General features: G+C 37.3%; 18 protein-coding genes. 14 read left to right on the top strand and 4 right to left on the bottom strand.

What is annotated here, in order from left to right; translation table 11 throughout:
• The first annotated feature begins 21 nt into the window (after positions 1-21).
• A complete protein-coding gene (locus EHQ52_RS18060) occupies positions 22-1,179 on the top strand; it encodes a multiheme c-type cytochrome (protein ID WP_244244951.1) in 1,158 nt (385 codons plus the stop codon).
• A 73-nt stretch (positions 1,180-1,252) separates the two neighbouring features.
• The gene (locus EHQ52_RS18055; RefSeq protein WP_135616663.1) at positions 1,253-2,512 is read left to right on the top strand and encodes a PQQ-dependent sugar dehydrogenase; all 1,260 of its coding nucleotides are present in this window, start codon (positions 1,253-1,255) and stop codon (positions 2,510-2,512) included.
• Positions 2,513-2,545: 33 nt separating this feature from the next.
• Here EHQ52_RS18055 and EHQ52_RS18050 read toward each other — a convergent pair whose 3' ends face one another.
• Positions 2,546-4,090, bottom strand: coding sequence for a hypothetical protein (locus tag EHQ52_RS18050; RefSeq protein WP_244244950.1), 1,545 nt, complete (start codon positions 4,088-4,090; stop codon positions 2,546-2,548).
• Positions 4,091-4,248: 158 nt separating this feature from the next.
• On the opposite strand from EHQ52_RS18050, the gene EHQ52_RS18045 reads away from it, so the two are divergent.
• Genes EHQ52_RS18045 through EHQ52_RS18025 form a run of 5 tightly spaced genes read left to right on the top strand, consistent with a single transcriptional unit; the run spans position 4,249 to position 11,877 of the window.
• Positions 4,249-6,519, top strand: coding sequence for an NAD(P)-binding domain-containing protein (locus tag EHQ52_RS18045; protein ID WP_135616659.1), 2,271 nt, complete (start codon positions 4,249-4,251; stop codon positions 6,517-6,519).
• Between the two features lie 55 nt (positions 6,520-6,574).
• On the top strand, positions 6,575-7,069 hold the full coding sequence (locus tag EHQ52_RS18040) for a TfoX/Sxy family protein (RefSeq protein WP_135616656.1): 495 nt from the start codon (positions 6,575-6,577) through the stop codon (positions 7,067-7,069).
• A 43-nt stretch (positions 7,070-7,112) separates the two neighbouring features.
• On the top strand, positions 7,113-7,472 hold the full coding sequence (locus EHQ52_RS18035; RefSeq protein ID WP_244244949.1) for a hypothetical protein: 360 nt from the start codon (positions 7,113-7,115) through the stop codon (positions 7,470-7,472).
• A gap of 42 nt (positions 7,473-7,514) precedes the next feature.
• A complete protein-coding gene (locus EHQ52_RS18030) occupies positions 7,515-8,804 on the top strand; it encodes a TolC family protein (protein ID WP_244244948.1) in 1,290 nt (429 codons plus the stop codon).
• Positions 8,770-11,877: an efflux RND transporter permease subunit gene (locus tag EHQ52_RS18025; protein WP_135616652.1), complete on the top strand. Its 3,108-nt coding sequence runs from the start codon at positions 8,770-8,772 to the stop codon at positions 11,875-11,877. The genes EHQ52_RS18030 and EHQ52_RS18025 overlap by 35 nt, the downstream gene beginning before the upstream one ends.
• Before the next feature lie 24 nt (positions 11,878-11,901).
• Here EHQ52_RS18025 and EHQ52_RS18020 read toward each other — a convergent pair whose 3' ends face one another.
• Complete coding sequence (locus EHQ52_RS18020) at positions 11,902-12,471, bottom strand: hypothetical protein (RefSeq protein ID WP_135616650.1); 570 nt, start codon at positions 12,469-12,471, stop codon at positions 11,902-11,904.
• 79 nt (positions 12,472-12,550) lie between these two features.
• Between EHQ52_RS18020 and EHQ52_RS18015 the strand changes: the two genes are divergently transcribed.
• Positions 12,551-12,943 carry a MerR family transcriptional regulator gene (locus tag EHQ52_RS18015; RefSeq protein WP_135616648.1) on the top strand — a complete coding sequence of 131 codons (393 nt, stop codon included), beginning with the start codon at positions 12,551-12,553 and terminating at the stop codon, positions 12,941-12,943.
• A gap of 341 nt (positions 12,944-13,284) precedes the next feature.
• Here EHQ52_RS18015 and EHQ52_RS18005 read toward each other — a convergent pair whose 3' ends face one another.
• Positions 13,285-14,481 (bottom strand): DUF3095 domain-containing protein, encoded by a 1,197-nt coding sequence (locus EHQ52_RS18005; RefSeq protein ID WP_135616646.1) that lies wholly within the window; start codon positions 14,479-14,481, stop codon positions 13,285-13,287.
• Between the two features lie 86 nt (positions 14,482-14,567).
• Here EHQ52_RS18005 and EHQ52_RS18000 point away from each other — a divergent pair, with 86 nt between their 5' ends.
• The 5 genes from EHQ52_RS18000 (at position 14,568) to EHQ52_RS17980 (ending at position 20,132) form a co-directional block, all read left to right on the top strand.
• Positions 14,568-16,013, top strand: coding sequence for a proline dehydrogenase family protein (locus EHQ52_RS18000; RefSeq protein ID WP_244244947.1), 1,446 nt, complete (start codon positions 14,568-14,570; stop codon positions 16,011-16,013).
• The gene (locus EHQ52_RS17995) at positions 16,010-17,590 is read left to right on the top strand and encodes an aldehyde dehydrogenase family protein (RefSeq protein WP_135616644.1); all 1,581 of its coding nucleotides are present in this window, start codon (positions 16,010-16,012) and stop codon (positions 17,588-17,590) included. The genes EHQ52_RS18000 and EHQ52_RS17995 overlap by 4 nt, the downstream gene beginning before the upstream one ends.
• A 67-nt stretch (positions 17,591-17,657) precedes the next feature.
• Positions 17,658-18,413 (top strand): alpha/beta hydrolase, encoded by a 756-nt coding sequence (locus tag EHQ52_RS17990; RefSeq protein WP_135616642.1) that lies wholly within the window; start codon positions 17,658-17,660, stop codon positions 18,411-18,413.
• Positions 18,414-18,476: 63 nt separating this feature from the next.
• Positions 18,477-19,211 carry a hypothetical protein gene (locus EHQ52_RS17985; protein ID WP_135616640.1) on the top strand — a complete coding sequence of 245 codons (735 nt, stop codon included), beginning with the start codon at positions 18,477-18,479 and terminating at the stop codon, positions 19,209-19,211.
• 69 nt (positions 19,212-19,280) lie between these two features.
• Complete coding sequence (locus EHQ52_RS17980) at positions 19,281-20,132, top strand: alpha/beta fold hydrolase (protein WP_135616637.1); 852 nt, start codon at positions 19,281-19,283, stop codon at positions 20,130-20,132.
• Between the two features lies 1 nt (position 20,133).
• Here the strand turns inward: EHQ52_RS17980 and EHQ52_RS17975 are convergent, their stop codons facing one another.
• Positions 20,134-21,207: a winged helix DNA-binding domain-containing protein gene (locus EHQ52_RS17975; protein WP_135616635.1), complete on the bottom strand. Its 1,074-nt coding sequence runs from the start codon at positions 21,205-21,207 to the stop codon at positions 20,134-20,136.
• Between the two features lie 172 nt (positions 21,208-21,379).
• Here EHQ52_RS17975 and EHQ52_RS17970 point away from each other — a divergent pair, with 172 nt between their 5' ends.
• The gene (locus EHQ52_RS17970; protein ID WP_135616633.1) at positions 21,380-22,519 is read left to right on the top strand and encodes a DNA alkylation repair protein; all 1,140 of its coding nucleotides are present in this window, start codon (positions 21,380-21,382) and stop codon (positions 22,517-22,519) included.
• Positions 22,520-22,528: the final 9 nt, after the last annotated feature.

Raw genomic sequence — 22,528 nt, 5'->3', positions numbered from 1 at the left:
AATTCGATCCATACAACGACCTTGAATAGTAGACATTTTTTCGTTCTCTTTCTTAGCATCTTATTTTGCGGTTCCATATTCTGCAAAAGTAAGGAAGAGGATATTAAAACTTTACGTTTTTCGAATGGAGTTTATCCGATTTTTTTCGATATAGCAGTCGACTCTGTTAAAAATCTCAAAACGGGAAAATTATCTGAATCCAGTGCTGATTGCGGCACCTGTCATAAAAAAATATATGAAAACTGGAGAGGTTCCAGACATAGCCAAGCCTTTACCAATCCATTATACAAACAAAGTCATGAAAAGGAACCGATGAGCTGGTGTCTTAATTGCCATGCTCCTTTTCTACAAGCAAACTCAGATCCTAAGGATCCAAACCAAAGACTCCAATCCGAAGATGGAGTATCTTGTATAACATGTCATGTAAGAGACGGAAAAATACTCGTTAACAATTTGCCCACACAAACTGAAAACGTTCACGAGTATAAACAAACAGAATTATTAGCCTCCGAGGAATTTTGTGCAAATTGCCATCAGTTCAATTTTCCGGATAAAGAATCAGTCACTAAACAGAAAAACTTCATCTCTTATTCAAATCTTCCAATGCAGAACACTGTAGAAGAATGGAAACAATCCTATTGGCACGGAAAGAAAAATTGCCAATCATGCCATCTACTACCTAATTCATCCAAGTCTCATACTTTTCCTGGAGGGCATCATATTCAAAAATTAAGAGATTCTTTTAGCGTTTTTCTAGAAAAAAGTTCGGAATCAACATATATCGTTTCTTTATTCGCGGAAGATATAGGTCATTCCTTTCCAACAGGAGATCTATTTCGATCCTTAAGACTTAGAGTTTTAGATCAGAAAGGAATAGTAATCCAAGAATGGAGGCTCGGAAAAACGTATGAAGAAAATCGAAATGCAAGTCTAACAGATGCAATCAAATATCTTTCGGAAGATAGTGTTTTAGATCCTCCCAAGGATAGATCGAAAAGTAGCAGTAAAAAATTCGTCTTTAGAAGTATTACTAAAGAGAAACAATTTCGTTATGAATTATTTATCGATTTTGTAAACCCTACCACCCATATATTCGGCAAATTGAATTCTGAGTCTACTCTACTTAAGTTTAAATCGGGTGAATTAACTGCATCTGAGTGGAATGGTTCTAAAGGTTAAATCGCCTATTACGTGACTCCTTCTTTCTCAAAAAAGGCTGGAAGGAAATCGATTCAAAAGAAGAATTCAGTCCATGAAACTTCTCCTTTCCAAATCCTTTAGGTTCAGCATTCCATTATTTATATGTTTTCAACTTTTCTCCTGCGATGACATCCGACGCCTCTTAGTCGCCAATGTGGATGACATGGCCAAGTACAAAGCAGAAGGAAAAGAATCCGGCTTGGTTGCAGTCTTCAATCAAAACGACGAAAAAAGAAAGAAGATCACGATTAGCCTTACCACGATAGGAAAAGGATTCGAACAACCTGTAGACTTACTTATGATCCCTGGTCCGGATATCTTCTTAGTCGCGGAAAAAACCGGAGCCTTGAAATGGTTGGATCCAAAAGACGGAACTTCTGGTATATTACTGAAACTTGATGGAATTTCTACCGACTCAGAACAAGGACTTCTGGGTGTAGTGTTACATCCTGAATTTCCTGAAAAACCACTTCTTTATTTGAACTATGTAGCAAAAAAAAATGGAGAAACGAGCAGAGTTTCAGAATGGACAATAGATCTTCCCAAAGATCCTAAAAAAGCAAAACTTTCTAAAGAAAGGATCTTGATGGAGGTAAAACAACCTTATGGAAATCATAATGCAGGACAATTAGCATTCGGAAAAGACGGTATGTTATATATTGCTTGGGGAGATGGAGGATGGATGGGAGATCCAAAAGGAAACGGACAAAATCCTTCTACGTTCTTAGGTTCTGTTCTGAGAGTGGATGTGAATTCTAAAGATCCAGGCAAAGAATATTCAGTTCCAAAAGATAATCCTTTCTTAAAAGATCCTTCTTTCAAACCGGAAACATTCGCCTACGGTTTCAGAAACCCTTGGAGATATTCTTTTGATCCTTCCGGAAGATTGATCATAGCAGATGTAGGCCAAGATCTATTCGAGGAAGTTGATATAGTAGAAGCAGGAAAAAATTATGGCTGGAACAAAATGGAAGCAACCCATTGTTTCGAACCTAAAACAGACTGCGATAAAAAAGGATTAACAGATCCAGTTTATGAATACGGAAGAGAAGATGGAAGTTCAATCACAGGCGGTTATGTAGTTACAAACGATAGAATTTCAGATCTTCATGGCAAATATGTATTCGGAGATTTTGTATCCGGAAGGATCTGGGCAATCGATCTTCCTAAAGACGGAAGCTCAGTAAAAGAAGCCTACTCTCTAGGAAAATGGCCAGTCCTAATTTCTAGTTTCGGAAAAGATGCAAGAGGATCCGTTTATATAGCCGACTTTGGAGCAGGGCAAATACTAAGGATAGATCCGGGTAAATAATGTATACACCGGAACATTTTAAATTAGAAAACCTTAATATCTGGAAGTAGAAAATTTCCAGATATCGATCTTGCCTCGGTTCTCTCTTACAAACTCCAGACTTTTTTCCAGATTCGCAAACGTATAGATAGGTATCTTATCACAATAAGAAACAGAAATTGGTTCACCCATTTTTTTTCTTACGATCTTTTCGTCCACGCCATCTATGATCGCAAAAGTATAAGGAGGATTTTCTCTTTCGAACCAGTTTAGATTATTCTGCCAATAGAATAACATAAGATCATAAAGATAATCGTCTGGCTCTAATGCTTTTTTGGAAAAGATCCTCATTGGCCTTACATACCAAAAACTGGCAATTCCTCTCTTCCAATGATTCGCCTCTGCAAGCCCATCAAGACAGGCAACTTTTGCAGGATAATGAGTTAGCCCAAGACCTTTAGAATAAGAAGAATAAATCCCCAAAAGGATCCCAAGAAAGAATACACAACCTAACACAAATTTCGCTATTGGGATATTTGAAATTTTTAAAATATAAACTGCGCCAATTCCCAAAAAACCAAGTAGGATCTCACCGAAATATCTATCTATCCCTTGGATACCTGACTTCCCTGTTAGTCCAAAAATAAATCCGTATACCAAAAAAAATAAAGGAACTATAATCCCTAAAATTAAGAAAAGATAGATCGGCTTACGCAAATTTGTTCCTTCTTCTTTTTTTGATAAAAACTTTAGGAGACCAAATAGGAAAATGATCAGAACAAGATAGATCCAATTTTCTTTGCATAAATATGAAAAAGAATGGAAGAAACTTTCCCATTTCCAATTAGCAATTGTTTCTCCTAATTTTTTAGGCGCGGCAGTTCCTGGAAAAAATATAAAATTGTTCTTACGTAAAATTTGAAAAACAATTCTGGAAGCTACAATCCCCAAAAACACAGGAAAGTAAGTATATGCGATTTTTTGGACTCTATGGATGGATCTTTCTTTAAACAGCCAATCTGAAAAATGTAAACCTAAAGTAGGGATCAGAAAGTACGGGATAAATAGAAGATCACTTAAAGCGAATAAGAATACCGTTCCAGCAACTAAAACAAAACTTTTCTTAGAATTACTCTCTTCCCAGCGATAGAAAAACCCCCAGGCCCAACATAGAACCGCTAAATTTCCTCCATGAAATCCGGGCAGAAATACAAATAGATCTTGTTTAAATAAAATTAATATGATTCCGATCAAAAAACCGAAAGCTAATACAAGGCTCAATATTTCATAAGAAATTTTTTCTTTCGTCAATATCTGCAAAAGGAAAATAATCCCGAGCAAAAGAAAGACCCATTGGAATGCAGAGTAAGATAAGTGAGTAAGTTCCCAGCCACCATTCTCCAGTAACAAGAAAATGGTTCTAAGTGCAAAATACTGAACTAAATCAGGAAAAAAATATAAAGCAGGGGTCCAACCGAAACCATTCAAAGATATTAAAAAGTTTGCTCCGGGTTTTAGAAAAAGTTCCTGGTAAATTATAGAAAAGAAAAGAGAATCAGAGTTATAAAAGAAGTCAGCGAGTCTCGGATCGACTGCCACCCTTCCTAAGGAGATGCAGAATCCAGTAAAACCAAGCAACGCGATTATAAAAAAGAAAAGCCGGTTTTTTGTATTGTGTCCTTGCAAAAAATCCATTTTACCAGGAGTTTTCTTTTTAGATCGGAGCTTGCAAGCTGATTTCCTGATCGGTAAGAGTTATGAAAGGCCTATTATCCTTAGTTCCAAAATATTTTGATTGGTTGAATAACAACGCCCCACAAGGTGAAGCCGAAAAATACCCTGAAACAAATCTAGAATTCGAGAGTTCTGTCCCTGGCATATATATCTCCGGTGATCTAACTGGTATTCCACTTTTGAAATATTCAGTGCAGAGTGGTGTTTCGGCGATCCGCAACATCCTAGAAAAGCCTAAAAGGAAAACAAAAGGGAATCTTGATGTTTTGATCGTAGGCGCAGGGCCTTCAGGGATTGCAGCAGGAATCGAAGCAAAGACGAATGGTCTAGATTTTCTTATCTTAGAAGCAAACCAGCCATTTCATACGATCACGAGCTATCCTAAGGGTAAACCTATATTTGCAGAACCCTCCGAACTAGAAGTGGATTCACCAATCCAGATCAGAGATACAACGAAAGAAGACCTCTTAGTATCACTCGGATCCGTATTAAAAAAACATAAACTTCCAATATTAAATGGGGAGAAGGTAGAATCTATTCTTCCTTCCAAAGATTCAGAGCTCGGGTTCACAATCAAAACTGAATCAGGCAAAAATTTCAACTCTTCTTATGTTCTGCTTGCAATCGGAAAATCAGGGGATAGCAGACGTTTAGGAATTCCGGGAGAAGATCATGAAAATGTTTTTCATAGATTGATCGATCCGCAAGACTTCCAAGGGCAAAATACTTTAGTCATAGGAGGAGGAGATAGTGCAATAGAAGCTGCATTATCCTTGTTGGATGTTTCTTCTTCCGTCACTCTATCTTATAGAGAGTCTGAAATTTCCAGACCAAAAGAAGAAAATAAACGTAAATTCCAAAACGCAGTCCGAGAAAATAAGATCCAATTTTTGCCAAATTCTTCTCCTGAAAAATTCGAATCAAAACAAGTCTTCTTAAAACAAGGAACTAAAACAAAAAAAGAAAAAATAGACTCTTCTCTTGTGTTAATAGGCTCAGAGCCCCCACTCTCTTTTCTAAAAAAAATAGGGATAAAGATCAGAAACTCATTCAACTCTAAAGAAATCCTTGGATTTGTTTCCTTATTTTCTTTCGCACTATTTTTGTATTTCGGTAAGGCATCGTTTTACGCTTCTAATTGGTATTCTTGGGTAGCATTAGTTTCTGGAGTTATATTTGCTCTTTCTTCTATCCGATTTCTATTCTCCAAAGAAACATTCTCTGCTTGGAGATGGAAAACATTCAAAAATCTTTATTTAATTTCTGCTGCACTTTATTTCTCCGGAGTATATTTAAGTTCTAAATATCTAGGATTTTATTTATTCGGAAAATACCCTAGCTTTCATTATACAGTTTTATATTCCACTACCATCCTATTCTTTGGGATCAGAAGGATCTGGGTCAGACCAACACAATATATAAAATTACAAACGATAACCTTAATCTTAATCCAAATATTTCCACTCTTCCTATTGCCTGAGATCATTCTTCCTTTCTTAGGGGATCAAGGTCTATTAGGACCTTCTAATGGATTTTTACTCACTCAAGTTTTCCCAGACGGCGCTTACTGGAAAGCATATGGATTTATATTAGCCTGGCCTTTAAATATGGGAGTCCTATACGACGGAGGGATCACCACCTTCTGGCTAATTTATGGATTCCTAATGAGCTTTGCTCTCATCCCTTATCTTGTATATAAATATGGAAAAGGGGTTTATTGCGGATGGATCTGTTCCTGCGGTGGTTTAGCAGAAACACTTGGCGACGAATATAGAAACAGAATGCCTCATGGAAAATTGGCGTATAAACTGGAACATTCAGGCCAATGGATCTTGCTTATCGCTGGAATTCTGACAATTGCAAAATTAATAGGAAGTTCAGGACAATTTTTCTGGCCCTTGGAATTTGCTGCAGATTCAGTCAAAGTATATTATGATTTAATTGTGGACTTAGGTCTTGGCGGAGTTGTAGGGGTCGGAGCTTATTTTATGTTCTCCGGCAGGATCTGGTGTAGAATGTTCTGTCCACTTTCTGCCTTAATGCATATCTACGCTAAGTTCAGCAAGTTCCGGATCTTCTCCGAGAAAAAAAGATGTATCTCTTGTAATATTTGCACCTCTGTTTGCCACCAAGGAATTGACGTGATGAATTATGCAAACAAAGGAAGACCAATGGACAGCGTCCAATGTGTCAGATGTTCTGCTTGCGTGGTAAATTGCCCTACCCAAGTTCTTTCTTTCGGAAAATTAGAAAAGAACGGGCAAGTATTGGATAGATTAAAAGCAGTTTTATAAAAGCGCCGGATTTTCTTCTTGTCAATTTATTGTATTAGGAGACAATCCCTTGCCTATGAGTTCTTTTCTTACACATGTCCAAGATAGATTAAAAGTCTGCGGCCCATTATCTTATAAAAATATGTTCGGAGGTTTCGGAGTCTATTCCGGATCTCAAATTTTTGCGATGGTCATCAAGGACCGTTTGTATTTCAGAGTAGGACAATCCAACCAAGCAGAATACGAATCTGCAGGAATGGCGCCTTTCACTTACGCAGGTAAAGACGGCAAACTTGTCCGAGTTTCCTATTGGGAAGTTCCTGAAGAAATTTTAGAAGATGACGAAGACCTTATATTCTGGTTCAGAAAATCTTTGGCCGAAGCGAATAAGGCTTCTTCCTTAAAAAAGAAAACAGTTCCAAAGAAGAAGGTTACAAAATCAAAAGTTTCATCCTCTACCAAGAAAGCAGCCGCAAAGAAAAAGGCAGCCCGCAAAAAGTCGGTTAAACGTCTTGTTAAGAAAACTACACCTAAACGTAAGGTAGCGACAAAAGGCAAGGTTCGCCGGTAGTTTTTTCAATTTACTTTATTGAGCCGGCTGCTACTCTGGAAGAATGAAATCGAGATCCTTGAAAGTTCTGGTGGCTTGCGCCTTACTTTCCATTCTCGTGCCTGCATTTAATTGTGGGCCTTTTTGTGAGATCGAAGCGGGCAGTTCGGAATCTTCTCCATGCCATCAGGATCAAAATAGGGACAGCGGACCTGTATGTGATTGGGATCTTGTTTCTATCAAAAAAGAAATAGAAGATTCTCGCTCCATTCTATCCTTTCCTGTCCAAGTTTTTGAACATTTCAGAATAGGTTTGGAAGATTTAGTCCATATCTCTTTCTTCTATACTTTCCAAATTAAATTCCAAAAACTTTCTAGCTCCGAAACACTTACTCACCTTTCCTTTATCAGAATCCTAATTTAGATCTCACATTATAATTTTCTGTTTTTATAATGTGAGGTTATTGTGCGTTATTCTTATATACTAGTATTCATATCTTTATTTTGGATATTATTCTTTCCTGTCAAAGCTTCGGAAGATGATCAAAAAAAAGAATTAAACTTAAATTCAATTATGGCGATAGCAGAAAAAAATTCACCTCTGCTCACCGCCATTAATTCTGACCTGGAAAGTCTTTTTTACAAAAGAAGACAGGAAGGTAAAACCCAGAACCCTTCTGTTTACGTAGATTACGGTCAAAGAAAGGCTGCCGACGAATCAGGTGCAGAGTATGCAGTCCAGATAGAGCAGCCGATTTATTTTCCAGGAAGGAAGGAACTCAAACAACTTTTGGTGGATAATGATTCCAAGATCAAAGAGATCCAACAAATTGAAGCTTATAATTCTATCCGACTTAGTTCGATCAAATTCGCCTATCGTTATTTGGTAGCAGCAGATAAGAAGAACCATGTCAAAGAAAGACTCAAAAGACTTTCCTTAATAGAAAATTATATCAAGGCCAGGCCATTCTTCACTCCTCAAGCAAAAACGGATCTGTTTATTATAGAGACCAAAATTTTGGCTCTACGAAAACATTTTAACGATCTGGAGCTAGGAGCCGCTAAAGATTATGAATCCTTAAACTTATATTTAAGACAGGAATCAATGCCTCCGCTCAAAATTCCTTATTTTAGAGGAGGAGTGAAATTCGACCGTCAAGATCTAGAAAAAAAGGCGGTTTCTCAAAATCCTTCTATTCTTGCCGCTAAAGGAGAATTGAACAAGGCCAGAACAGAACTTAGATTAGCAAACTTAGAAAAATATCCGGATTATTCTATAACCAGCCAAATTGGAGAGGATAAGTCTGGGGTTGCTAACAGATTTTATGATTTTGGACTGAAGTTCCGTATCCCTGTTTGGGACCAATTCCAAAACAAAGTAGCTTCTGCAGAGACTAATATGAAGTCAAAGCAAGACCGACTCATATATCAGGAAAATTTAATACAAACTTCCTTCAACCAATCGTATTTGGAATATGAACAATCCAAGGTGAATCTAAAACTTTATGACCTGGCACAGCTGGATCGTATCGACAGAGATCTGAACTTCGCCGATATGGAGTTCAAAAGAGGAAGAATACAACTCATTAGTTATCTTGAGTTGGAAAACCAATTACACGAAACACATCACGCAGTTTTAGATGCTCAAATTTCCCATTTGGAAAGCCTCCTGAACCTGCTTTATATCACGAACGAAAAAGATATTTTAGGAGTAATGGGCAATGCTAGCCAGACTTTTGAATACCAGCCTAAATAACCCATTCTTATCCGTTGGACTGGTTGCGTTTTTACTAATATTTTCATTTTTCACTTTAAATGAAGTTCCTATAGATGCCGTGCCAGACATCACAAATGTGCAAGTGATCGTCACAACTGATACTGGTTCCTTAGATCCAGAACAAGTGGAGAAGGTGATAACTTTTCCGTTAGAAACAGAACTTTTGGGATTACCAAATCTAATAGATGTACGCTCTGTATCTAAATTCGGTTTATCTAATATATCTCTGATCTTCAAGGAAACGACAGATATATACCAAGCAAGAGCAATGGTAGCAGAAAGAATTGCTAGTGCCAAAGAAAAACTACCTCCAGGGGCGACCCCAACAATCGTTCCCAATACAACAGGTCTTGGAGAGATCTTTTTTTACTCAGTAGAAGCAACTCCCGATTCAGAATTAGATAAACTTCCCGAAGAGAAAAAACTTTTATTCCTAAGAACTATCCAAGATTACGTTGTTCGCCCTCAGATCAAAGCAATGGTTCCTGGAATTGTAGAAGTGGATTCCAATGGAGGTTACGAAAAAGAGATCCATATAGATGTGGACCCAAACAGAATGAAACGCTGGGGACTTTCTATAGATCAGATCATCAAAGATATTTCTACAATAGGAGAAAGTTTCGGTGGCGGATTTATAGAGAACTCAGGAAAAATTTCCATAGTAAGAGCTTACGGACTCAAAAAAAATCTAAATGAGATCTCTGCTATCTCTGTCAGAAGAACTCTCACAGGCGCTTCAGTAAAAGTTTCGGACATAGCAGATGTCAATGAACACGGCACTCCAAGATTAGGAGGAGCAAGCTCCAACGGAAAAGAAATCGTACTAGGCACAGCATTAATGCTAAAAGGAGAAAATAGTTATAAAGTAAACGAAGATCTCCATAAGGCAGTTTCTAATCTAAGTTTACCTGAAAATGTAAGAGTTAGGATCTTATTAGAAAGATCCTTCTTGATACAATCCACCATCAAAACTGTCTTAAAAAACTTGGGAGAGGGTGCGATCTTAGTAATACTTACACTTTTCTTAATATTGTTTAACCTAAGAGCATCCTTGATAGTAGCGTTAATCATACCAGGTTCAATGCTACTTGCTTCCGTTTGTATGAGATTTTTTGGGATCTCTGCCAACTTAATGAGTCTAGGAGCGATTGACTTTGGATTATTAGTAGATGCATCTATCGTAATCACAGAAAACGTTCTTTCTAAATTCGAAACTGGAAAGTTCACAAACAAAGAAGAAAAACGGAAAGTTATCCTCGATTCTTCCTTGGAAGTTTTAAAGCCGGTATCCTTTGGAATATTAGTGATCATGCTTGTCTACGTCCCAATCCTTACTTTGGATGGGATCCCAGGAAGAATGTTCCGACCTATGGCAGAAACTGTGCTTCTCGCTTTGGGATTTAGTTTATTCTTAGCAGTTTTCCTTCTTCCTCCCCTTTTATACTTCTTCCTATCGCCTAAAAATATAGGAGCGCATAGCAAGAAAAAGGATAGTAAGATAGTAAATTGGTATGCAGAAAAATTACCTAAGATCTTAGACCAGCCTCGTAAGATCATAATATATTCATTAATATTTTTCGCGGTTACACTTCTTATCTATTTCAGAATGGGAACAGTATTCCTTCCTAAATTAACGGAAGGGGATCTGATGTTAGTCATTGTCCGAAATGGAAATACTGGATTAGAAGAAAGTTTAAAAGAACAAAAAGAATTAGAACTTTTCCTTGGCCAAATGCCTGAAGTGGAAAGTGTATTTTCCAGAATAGGAACAAGTTCAGTCGCAAACGACCCCATGGGTCCTTTCAATGCGGATACATTCATCATTCTAAAAAAAGATATTCTTCCTGATCTTTTAGAAAAGAATACTTGGGAAAAATTTTTAGATAAGATAGAAACATCCGTAAAAGAAAAATTCCCTGAATCAGAACTGACCTTAAGCCAACCATTAGAAGCCAGATTCAACGAACTATTGGAAGGAAGCAGAGCGGATATAAGTGTCCGGATCTTAGGAAAAGACTTAAATGTTTTATTACAACTCCAGGAAGAATTAAAAAACACATTAGAAAAGATCCCTGGAGCCGCAGAAGTAGAATTAGACCCTATCATGGCATTAAGAAAATCGAATGTAATCGATGTGATCCCTGATAGCAATAAGCTCAAATACTATAATATCTCTTTACCTCTATTCAATTCAGTTCTGGAAAGTTCTATGAGCGGATTTGAACTCGGAGGATTTTATGAAGAAGAAGTTAGATTTCCGATCAAGATCAGACTTTCCGAAGAATTTCGGAACAGAGAATCTGAAATCGGAGATATTAATGTAGGAACGGAAGATGGAGGAACTGTTCCTATACGACTTTTGGCTTCCATACAAAAAAGAGAGAAGGTAATGACCATCTCCAGAAATAAATCCAGAAGATTCGTAGCAGTCTCAGTAAACTTAAGAGGCCGAGATTTAGAAGGATTTTATAAGGAAGCGATAATCGAGGTTTCTAAATTAAAGATCCCTAATGGATATTCTATATTTTGGGGAGGGCAAATAGAAAATCTTTCTCAAGCGAAAGAAAAACTTGCAGTGATCATTCCTGCTACATTGTTCATGATATTTACTGTTCTATACTTAGGACTCAGATCTATCAAACAAGCATTGCTTGTATTCTTCTGTGTCCCATTCGCATTAACGGGAGGGATATGGTTCCTTTTCCTAAGAGGAATGGACTTAAGCGTTTCCGCATTTGTAGGATGTATCGCACTCTCTGGAATTGCAGTCTTGAACGGACTCGTAAAATTATACACGATCGATAGGATCCGAGAAGAAAGTAAACTTAAGCTTAGAGACGCGGTATTAGAAGGTGCGGTCAGCCGGATTCGCCCAGTGGTCATGACCGCGCTAGTCGCTTCTTTTGGATTTATTCCTATGGCATTCGGAACAGGGTTAGGTGCGGAAGTCCAAAAACCCCTGGCCACTGTAGTGATAGGAGGAATTTTTTCTTCCACTGTCCTTACCTTGGTATTACTGCCTGCATTCTATTACTGGTTAGAAAAAGAATAAACCTAATATATCATCCGGTTGAGATTAACAACCGCAGCCGGATGAATTTTGGACTTCTTTCTTCTTCTTAAAAGAAATCCAAAACCATGTTACTGCTAAAGCAACTCCGATCACTGGGATCATATATCTTTCTAGATCAAAAAAATTTCCTAAAAGTTCAGCAGAGAACCATCCGAAAAGTAAAGGTGCTAAACAAGATAAACATAAGATCCCAGCGAGTAATACGGACAGTTTGGCGAATGATTTAGACTTCTTCGTTGGAGTTCCAACATTCTCTTGTTTCCGGCTCAAAAAGGCCGATCTGAAAAAATTGATCCCTTCTTTGCTGGAAGAAATTAGGATCGTATGTCCATTCTGATTTTTTTCCAATTTGAATTCTAAAAACGGACAACATTTATGTTCTTTTGAAAACCACTCTGTTAATTCTTCTGCTGATAAGGAATGATCAAAATAAAGTTCTAATCCTTCTTCCTTTTCCAAAAATCCTTTGGCGTGATCTAATACTTTTTCCGAGTGAGAAATATGAGATCTTCTTTCTTCGTTTGTAAAAACGGTTAGATCACAAGCGATAGGTGTTTCTTTTTTAGTTAACATAGTCAACCTCCTGACTGAAAACACGTCCAATATACAGGTTGGAGTTAGGTCCAAGGTCAATAGCTGGGACAAAAATTTTATGCAAGAAAACAGAAATTTTTTAATAGGCCAATTAGCGGAGAAGGTAGGAGTTTCAACTGATACAGTCCGATATTACGAAAAAGAAGGATTGATCCGCTCTAATAGGCATACAAATAATTATAGGATCTATTCAGAATCAGATCTTAAAAAACTCGGCTTTATATCCGAAGCCCAAGACTCAGGTTTCACTCTCCGCGAAATAAAAGAACTTTTATCCTTGATAAACGAAGGAAGAAGGAATTGCTCCGATTACGAAAATGTCGCCAAACAAAAGATCAAAGAGATTGAGTCCAAGATCAAAGTTTTGGAAGAATATAAGAACTCTTTAATATCTTCTTTGAAATGTTGCAGCCCCGAGACAAAAGAATGCAAAAGTCTGCCATTTTTTTAGTTCGGATGAATTGATTTAGAATGATTCCGAATGAGAAAATTTATTTACTAACCCTATATTTTCTAATACTAGAGAAATTTATTTCGGTTTTGATTGTTATATGAAGCAACGGAGCAACAACTGACAGAGAATGTGGAGGCCAGAATATAAGTGACACAATTGCTGTTTCTATCCCGAGTGCAGGACCTTATTCATTAGCGCTAGGAAGAGACTGGGGAAATAGCGCAGACGCTAGTGGAACATATGTGCTCAATCTTTCCTCCACTTTGATCAGTATGTCCGAATTCACAAAAATATCTTCGAATACAGCAACTCAATCTTCTGGTTATAGCTGTCCTTAGTTATGCTGCTACTGCTTGCAATTTTTTCTTGAGAACTGTTGCAGCTAAGGCATAACCTCCGCCTGCCCCATCTATAAAATGAACTTCTCTTTCTGTTCCTGCGTGCAATAAACAAGTCATTAGGGCTTTGTCTGAGATATGGATCCCATAATGTAAATTTCCGGACTTCTCCGCTTGCTCCAAGCGCGACTCTAATTTTTTTCGATCAATAGTGTCCGTTGCAAATACCATTTTGAAAGTTCCGTCGAATTTTCTAAAATCAGAAGAGATGATCTGATAGTTCTTTAACTTATTTAATTTATAATGAAATGCTTTTAAAGGTAGATTCCAACGGATCGCAAGCTCTGCACCATAAGTCTCGAATTTAATCTTCCATAGATATAATTTTCTTAATATACTATTTCCTTTGGAAGAAGCGGTCGCTTCCTTATCCAAAACAGAAGAAGAATGTTCTATGATCAAATTTTCTTCTCTTAGAGGATGATATTCCCTTTCAGAACCGTACAAAGAGTCAATCATGGATAATAGATCCGAAAGAGTTTTTGCAGCTTCCGAATCGGAATCCGAATTGATCTTAACAATAAGCGAGACCATCTCACCCTTAGGACTTTGGATGTCCTTCCATCTACATGTGAAACCTGAAAAATCAGCACGAATATTTGGAATATAAGAACTATCTGTTAGATATTTAGAATTCGGTTCCTTGATCTTAATCTCTGCATATGCAACACCAGTTCCGCCTAAAACAGCCTGAGTATAATGTTTAGAGATCCTAAGTTTGGCCATAGTCAGACTATAACCCGCTTCATAGATCGCAGAAACAGGCACAAATCCAATACGAAGATCTAATTTAAAGTAGTCTCTTACAAATTTCCTTGTATCCGCAAGAATATCCTGAACCTCCTTTAATCTTGAACCAGGAAGTAAAATGGTTACACCATCTCCGCCAAAGAAAAATGGGAACTCCATATCCTTGAGAAGATTTGTGATCCCCATCAACGTCAGCCCCCCGGCCATATTCACATCTTTGTATCTACCTTCTAAAATCGCTTCTGTAGATTTTACTATGTCAGTTACGATCACGATCCAATCATCCGGAACCTTTCTATAATGTTTGCTATCAGTAACTTCTGAAAATTGGGAAATCTCAGGAAGCTCCTTATAAAAGTTTGTGGTAGAATGGGATAGGATATTCATCAGGTTGCCTACCGAACTTTGACTGTTTATTCGTCCAAAAGGCAATGCTTTTTTCCAACTCGTAATATTTGATTTGGGAATAGTGGATGCAAAAGCCTTTCAGAAAGGTTCGCATGGCAAAACCGCTTGGAACAGAACACAGTATGAAGGCGACAGAAGAAAATGAACAAAAACTAATTCCTTCTTTCTCGGATCTACAAAATAGGATTTTGGAAAAAGGAAAGGAATTATTTCGTTTAAGTGATTCCTTCGAAGATAGTTTTTTTAGCACATACAGATTATTTTCCAAAAGCCTTTTATTTCTGGAAAATCGCCCTCTTCTGAAACTACAGGCGTTTAGATTTGCTGATCTGTTTCCAAGTCTGAGCTCTCTTTCATCTATCTCTCGTTATATCCGGATCTATTTTGTCGAAACTCCTACAGAACTTCCTAAATGGATCTTGTTACTTCTTTCTTTATTCTTATCCAATCGGCTCAGTTCCGTATTCGTTGTATTAGGCGCAAAGATTGGCATCAGACTCACTGCAAAATTTTTTATATTAGGGAGAACTTATGGTTCCGATCGTAAAAAGATCATTGATAGATATAAAAATGGGATCTGCTCTACAATAGATATTTTAGGAGAAGCAGTACTCTCAGAAAAAGAAGCAGAACGTTATATCTCTGAGTATTTACTTTTATTGGAAGAAGTTTCCAAGGATAAGGAACTTTCCGAAATACGTGGCTCCAAATTCCCAGGAGAGCCCACAGGTAACGTTTCCGTAAAATGTTCTTCTCTTTATTCTCAATTAGATCCTCTTGCGCATGAATCTTCTGTGACTCATTTAACGGAGAAGTTAAGACCAATCCTTCGATCCGCTGTTTCTAAAAATATTTTTATTAATTTAGATATGGAACAGTATGAGACCAAAGATATCATAATGGACACAGCATTCCGGATCTTTGCAGAGCCAGAGTTCCAAGATTATCCTCATTTCGGGATCGTAGTCCAAGCATATCTGAAAGCTTCTCAAAAAGATCTGCAAAAAGTAATAGAATATTCTAAAAAACGAAAACACCCATTGACTGTTCGTTTGGTAAAAGGTGCCTACTGGGAATATGAAATGACCCAGTCTGCCCAAAAAGGATGGGAGCCGCCTGTTTTTCTTATAAAATCTGAAACAGATAAAAATTACGAAGAATGTTCAGCACTCTTGCTAAAGTCTTATCCGCATATCAGACCTGCATTCGGTTCTCATAATATAAGAAGCCTTTCCTCCGCTTTTGTTCAAGCAGCAGAATATTTAGTCCCAGAAAACTTTTTTGAAGTACAGATGTTATATGGAATGGGGAACTCCTACAAACAGGCAATTCGTAGCCTAGGAATTTCAGTCAGAGAATATTCTCCCATTGGAGAAGTGATCCCTGGTATGGCCTACCTGGTAAGAAGGTTACTCGAAAATTCCACCAACGAAGGCTTTTTAAAAAATATCAACGCGAATAGTAAAGATAGGGAAAAACTATTGTATTTGGAGAATTCAAGATCAAAATGAACTATCATAATAATTCCAATTTTCAAAACGAAACCCTAAGAGATTTCTCCAATGAAGAAGAAAGATCTATCTTAAACAAAGGATTCGTCTCTATCCGAAAAGAATTCCCAATACAAGTTTATCCTATCATCTCTGGAAAAACAAAAAAATCCTCCTTAATAGTTCCAGCTCAAAATCCTGCGAATACATCAGAAAAAATTGCGGATATACATTATGCTTCCATAACAGATGCGGAAGAAGCTGCCAAAAACTCGGTCCAATTTTTTGAAACATGGAAAAGTACAAAGCCTGAGATCAGAATTGGATTTTTAAAAAAGGCAGCAGACATTCTACGCTCCCAAAAAACGGAACTTAGCGCACTGATGTCTTTAGAAGTAGGAAAAGGGATCAAGGACATAGACGCAGAAATCGCAGAGGCGATCGACTTTTGTGAATTTTATGCAAAAGAAGCAGAGAATATTTTCCAACCCAGAAAAAGAGATCTATTGGGAGAAGAGAATATCTACACATATATACCAAGAGGAGTTACCCTCGTAGTCGCTCCTTGGAATTTTCCTTTGGCGATCCTTTGCGGAATGACAGTGGCTCCTTTGGTTGCCGGAAATCCAGTCATCATGAAACCAGCAGAACAATCTTCTGTGATTGCATTCAAACTTTTTAATATATTATTAGAAGCTGGCGTCCCTTCTTCGGCACTTCATTTTTTACCAGGAAAAGGAGAAGAGATCGGCGCTTATTTAGTCAAACATCCAGAAATACATACAATCAATTTTACTGGCTCCAGAGCAGTAGGATTAGGAATGATCCGAGAAGCCGCGTCCCAAGATCTTAAATTCGTCAAAAAGGTGGTCGCTGAGATGGGAGGCAAGAATGCTTTAATTGTGGACGAAGACGCAGATTTGGACGAAGCAGTGATCGCATCCATACAATCCGCATTCGGATTCCAAGGACAAAAATGTAGCGCACTTTCGCGCATTATACTTTTGGAATCTAAATATGATACATTCAAAAATAGATTTATAGATGCATTACAATCTCTAAAAACTGGATTACCTGAAGATCCTTCCGTGAAAGTTGGACCAGTAATAGATTCAGAATCCAAAACGAGATTGGATGGAATAGCTTCCCAATTCTCTTCTAAGATCTTAAGTAAACTGAAAATAGAAGAAACCCAAAAACATTCAGGTCATTTTGTGGAACCTATTATTTTTGAAAGTGAAGATCCGTCCTCTCCTTTAGGACAAACAGAATTTTTCGGACCTTATGTTACTTTGTTCAAGGCTAAAAATTTTGAAGATGCTATCAAAATAGCGAATAACGTAGATTACGCTCTTACAGGTGGGGTCTTTTCCAGAAACCCTAATAACATACAATATGCAAAAGAGAAATTCGAAGTCGGGAACTTATATATCAACAGAGGTATCACTGGAGCTGTTGTAGATAGACAACCTTTCGGGGGTTATAAACTTTCAGGAGTGGGAGCAAAAGCCGGCGGCCCAGATTACCTAAAACAATTTTTAGAACCAATCAGCATCACTGAGAATACAATGCGCAGAGGGTTTATTCCGGAAACTTAAGACCTTCTTCTTTTTTTCTTGATTCTATTCTTAAGATACCCTCCAATTAGGACCCTCGGATCCGAACATGAAGATCGTCTTATTACACGGAATGTGGTCCAGACCAGATACTCTGGACTCGGTTAAAAAAGTACTAGAACAAAAAGGCCATGAGGTCTTTGCTCCTACATTACCATTTCATGAATTGAACAAACCACCCGATCCCGCATTAGGAAAATATCGACTCGTTGATTATGTTGAATTCCTAAAAAAGGAAATTCGAAACAAAGGCTGGGACAAACCAACATTGATCGGCCACTCCATGGGAGGATGGTTGGCACAAGCATTAGCTGCAGAAGGTTTTGCTTCTAGAATTGTATTGTTTGCACCGGCTGCTCCAGCGGGAATTTTTCCATTAGGACCTTCTCCTTTATATACTTTGTTAGAAGTTCCATTTCGTTGGAAATTTTGGACCAAACCTTTCAAACCAACGTATCGTGGAGCAAATTTTGGATTATTTAATCGAGTTCCAAAAGATAAAAGAAAAGAATATTATGCTTCTTTAAATTATGAATCCGGCAGAGCACTTTTCGAACTTGCATTTTGGTTTTTCGATCCCCTCAAAGGAAGTAAAATCCCAGCAGGAAAAGTAAATTGTCCAGTTCTAGTTTTAGCAGGGGAGAAGGACAGGATCATCCCGATCCGTGTCACGAAGGCTGTCGCAAGAAGATACGAAAATTCAGAATTTGTTGCCCTACCCAATCATGCGCATTGGCTTACAGACGAACCTGGAAAAGAGAAAATTTTCGACATCATGTTTGATTGGCTAAAACAGAACAGTTAAAACGCGCAAAAAAGCCAGGCGCCATCCGTTATTAATAAGAAATACATATCCGGAGAAATATTAATGAAAGAAGAGATCGGAACATTCGTAAAAATTGCAGTCAAAAGTTCCGCAAAAATATTTTTACTTTCTTCCATAGCACTCTTTTTAGGATTCATTTTTAATCTATTTCTATTAGCATTCTGTTTTCCAGAAATGAAAAGTGTCGCGTCGAACCTTGGGCCAATGCCAATCGCAAGAGCAGGAGGAATCGGAGCAATACTTGCATTAATCGTAATAGTCTTAGAGCTTTGGCCTATCGTTCTTTTGGTAATTGGGTTCGCATTTGTATTTCCTTTCCTTTACTTCCTTGGGATCAAAAAATATCTTTTAGGAAGAGAATTAGGAAGTTTGGTCACTGAAAACAAAGCCTGGTTCACTGATAATATTTCCAAAACTCTTTCTGAAATGATCAAAAAAAGAGTCGGATCTGAAAAAATAGACAACTGGGGGAAATTTATCTCTTCTAAATTGAAAGACCTGCCTACATTTTTACAGGAGAAGGAAAACTTGCCGAAGGTTCTTCGCTTCATTTTACAAACCTTTTTAAAAAAGATCAGGATCGCTGAATTCGCAGAAGAAGTAGCAGCCGCTTACGAACAAAAAGGAACCCAAGACATTTCCGTCTTAGAAGAAATTATCAAAACAAGTCTAAACAAGGCAATAGACAAACAGTTGGAGCCTTCTCCTCCATTATTTTTCTATATTGTATTCGGAGCAAATTTCGGGATCTTTTTGCTCATTAAAATCTTTGTATAAAATCTCAAATTTATCGTAACAATTTCGAGCTAGGACGAACTAAAATATAACCTTTCTCGCATTTCGTTTATGAAAAGATCAACACTTCTTCTTCTATCCATACTTCTTTCCTGCTGCAGCAGTTATGAAGAAATGGATATGGCAGAAGATAAAGCCTTCCAGAAGCTCAAAGGATCCGATACATTCTATCAAGAACACCTGATCCAAACTAAAAAGGAAGAAGGCCCTGTTCATTGGATTAGCACTGGATGTAAACCTGATAAAAACAAAGTCCTCATCTTCATTCACGGATCTCCAGGAACTTGGTCGAATTATCTCAGATATTTAAACGATCCTGAATTATTAAAAAAATATTGTATGCTTGGATTAGATCGCCCGGGTTTCGGAAAATCCACCGGAACAGTTGCTGATGTAAATGCCCAAGCAGAAAAAATTTTAGAAACTCTTTCAAAACTTCCCGAAATACAAAAAGGAAAAAAATCAATTTCTATATTAGGACATTCTTATGGAGGTCCAATCGCAGCAAGAATGGCCTCAATCTCCCCTGAAAAGTTTCAATATCTATTTTTATTAGCGGCGGCCATGGACCCAGAAGCAGAAGAAATAAAATGGTACAACAAGATCGCCGATACTTGGATCGCAGGCTGGATCTTACCCGAAGAATGGACTCATAGTAATTCAGAAATGTTACCTTTAAAGGAACAATTAAAAAGTTTGACCCCAGAATGGAAAAAGATCAAAGCTAAAACAATCGTAGTCCAAGGAGAAGAAGACGGACTTGTAGATCCTAAAAACCTGGAATTTATTCAGAAAAATTTTTCGACAGAAACAAAAACATATCTACTTCCAAAAGAAGGGCATTTTCTTCCCTGGAAAAATTACGATCTAATTCATAAATTATTAATAGAATCCTCGAATTGATCTAAACTTCTAAGGTCAGATTTTTCCCAAGGAATATTGCATATTCTTCCGCTGCCTTCCTTAGTTTTTTCTTAAAATTTGCATTTAGAGGTTTGTAAGGAGTTACTTTTAGAATAACATCTTCTTTTTTGAATTCTCTCTGCCAAATCCCCGTTACCCAACCATTGATCACTAATGTTGGCCTAAAAAGATCATCTGCAGGAGTTAAAACTTTTTTAGCAGGAGGGTCCATACAATCTTTGCGATCCGTATAAGCTAACAAAAATTCATCGAACGCAGGAAGAAGAAATAATGTGTCTGAATCCTTATTGATTAAATCCATCTTTTTAGGAATATAATAAGTTTGATCATCCTTTTGAAAACTGTTCAATTTAGAACCTACACTTTCTATTCCAGTTTTTGCATCCTTCACATTCAAACCGGACCACCAAACAAAATCCGCTAATGTAGCGGGGGCCCTTGTATCAAAGTATATTTTAGTAATATCATAAAGAGCTTCTTCTTTTGGTTTTTTGATTTTTTTTATCTTTGGGATCCATTCTTCGATCAATGTATAAGTAAAATCTTTATCTCTTCTTGGACCAAAACAGATCAAACCTTCTAAACCTGCTCTTTGCAGAATATGAGATAACCTGGTAGTATTTGTGATAATCCCAGATTTTTCTAAAATGGAAGATATTTCTTTTCTGGTAAGAAAGTTTTGATTCGAAAGATTTTTTGAAAGAATAGAATAACATTTTTTTAATACTTTGGGTTCTAATTCTATCTTTTTATAATGAGCCGCGTATTTAGAAATAGTAGGTGGTCCCAGTAGATCCAATAGCCAATAAATATCCTTTGCAGAAACTAAATGTAATGTTCCTCTTAATGGCCAAGACCTAATAATCTTTTTATTCAAAAATGCAGACTCGACATCTTCTTCCTTTGCACCAGAGGTCCTAAGTCCTATCGCCCATTTAGAGGCAGCATAGTCTTGGCCTTGGATAGCACCCATAGCCTCGACTACCTTTTCGGGAGAAGGATATTGAGCATCCGAAACATGAAGATGTTTCAATCTTGTTAATGCGATATTCACGTATGTGTATCAATCTATCAAATATGGATTTTCGGGAATCATTTTACTATTTCATAAAACAAACCGACGTAAGTATCGATATAAAATATTTTTACAATCATCAAGACTTTTCTCCATCGAATGACGAAAAATACTACCTACCCAAATCGGGAAATGAATTATAATAAACTTTATGGCGGAAGCTCTCAAAAATTTTTACGATGATAAGGCTCTCTTAGAATTAGGGACCCAATTTTCCACAGTATTATCCCATAAGCGGCCAGAAGATTGGGTCCAAGAGATCAAACGTAAAGATTGGAAGATATTAGAACTCAAACAAAGGATCAAAAGAATTGCCGAGGTATTATCAGATTCTCTTCCTAAACCATTTCCAAAAGCAGTTTCTCCTTTATTAAATATTTCGAAAGTTCTAGAGAAAAAATTCCCGGGAACACAAAGGTTTTATATCATCTTCTTGGGCGATGTAGTAGAAATTTCTGGCATTGATTACCCACAGGAATCTTTACATTGTATGGAGAGGATCACCCAGATCATTTCTTGTGAATTTTCCATTCGAGAGTTCCTGATCCGACACCCAGATGTCACTTGGAAAAAAATGTTAGAGTGGTCCAGACATTCTCATCCAGGAACAAGAAGATTAGCAAGCGAAGGTTCTCGCCCCAGATTGCCTTGGGGAAAAGGTATTCCTGGATTAAAACAAGATCCTAAAAAAACTCTATCCATTTTGGAAAATTTAAAAAACGACCCTGATGAAGTGGTCAGAAGAAGTGTGGCCAATCATCTAAACGATATCTCTAAAGATCATCCAGACATTGTGATCTCAATTGCAAAAAAATGGAAGGGTAAATCTAAAAACACAGATCTTTTACTAAAACACGCTCTTAGAGGTTTATTAAAACAAGGTAATACTGATACACTTTCTATCTTTGGGTTCCCAAAAAGTAAATCCGCTAAAATTTCAAAGTTGGAACTCCAGCCTAAAACAATAGAGATCGGAAAACATTTAACCTACAGATTCGAAATGAAATCTGAAGCGAAAATACCTACCCTCTATAGATTAGAATCTAAAATACATTACCTAAAACCTTCTGGGAAATTTTCCGTAAAAGTTTTTCAGATAGAAGAAAGAGAATTTTCTCCCAAAGAAACAAAAGTTTATGAAAGAAAACAATCTTTCCAGCAAATGACTACCAGAATACATTCTCCCGGAATTCATAAATTGGAAATCGTTGTGAATGGAGAAACAAAAGCAAAAGCAGAATTTAAAGTTACTCACCCTCAAACAGCTCGTAAAAAAACACGGGCGACCTAAGATCAACGT

This window comes from Leptospira koniambonensis, from assembly GCF_004769555.1.
Classification (GTDB): domain Bacteria; phylum Spirochaetota; class Leptospiria; order Leptospirales; family Leptospiraceae; genus Leptospira_B; species Leptospira_B koniambonensis.
Note: the sequence above shows the minus strand (reverse complement) of the source record. Positions and strands in the feature narration are given on the sequence as shown.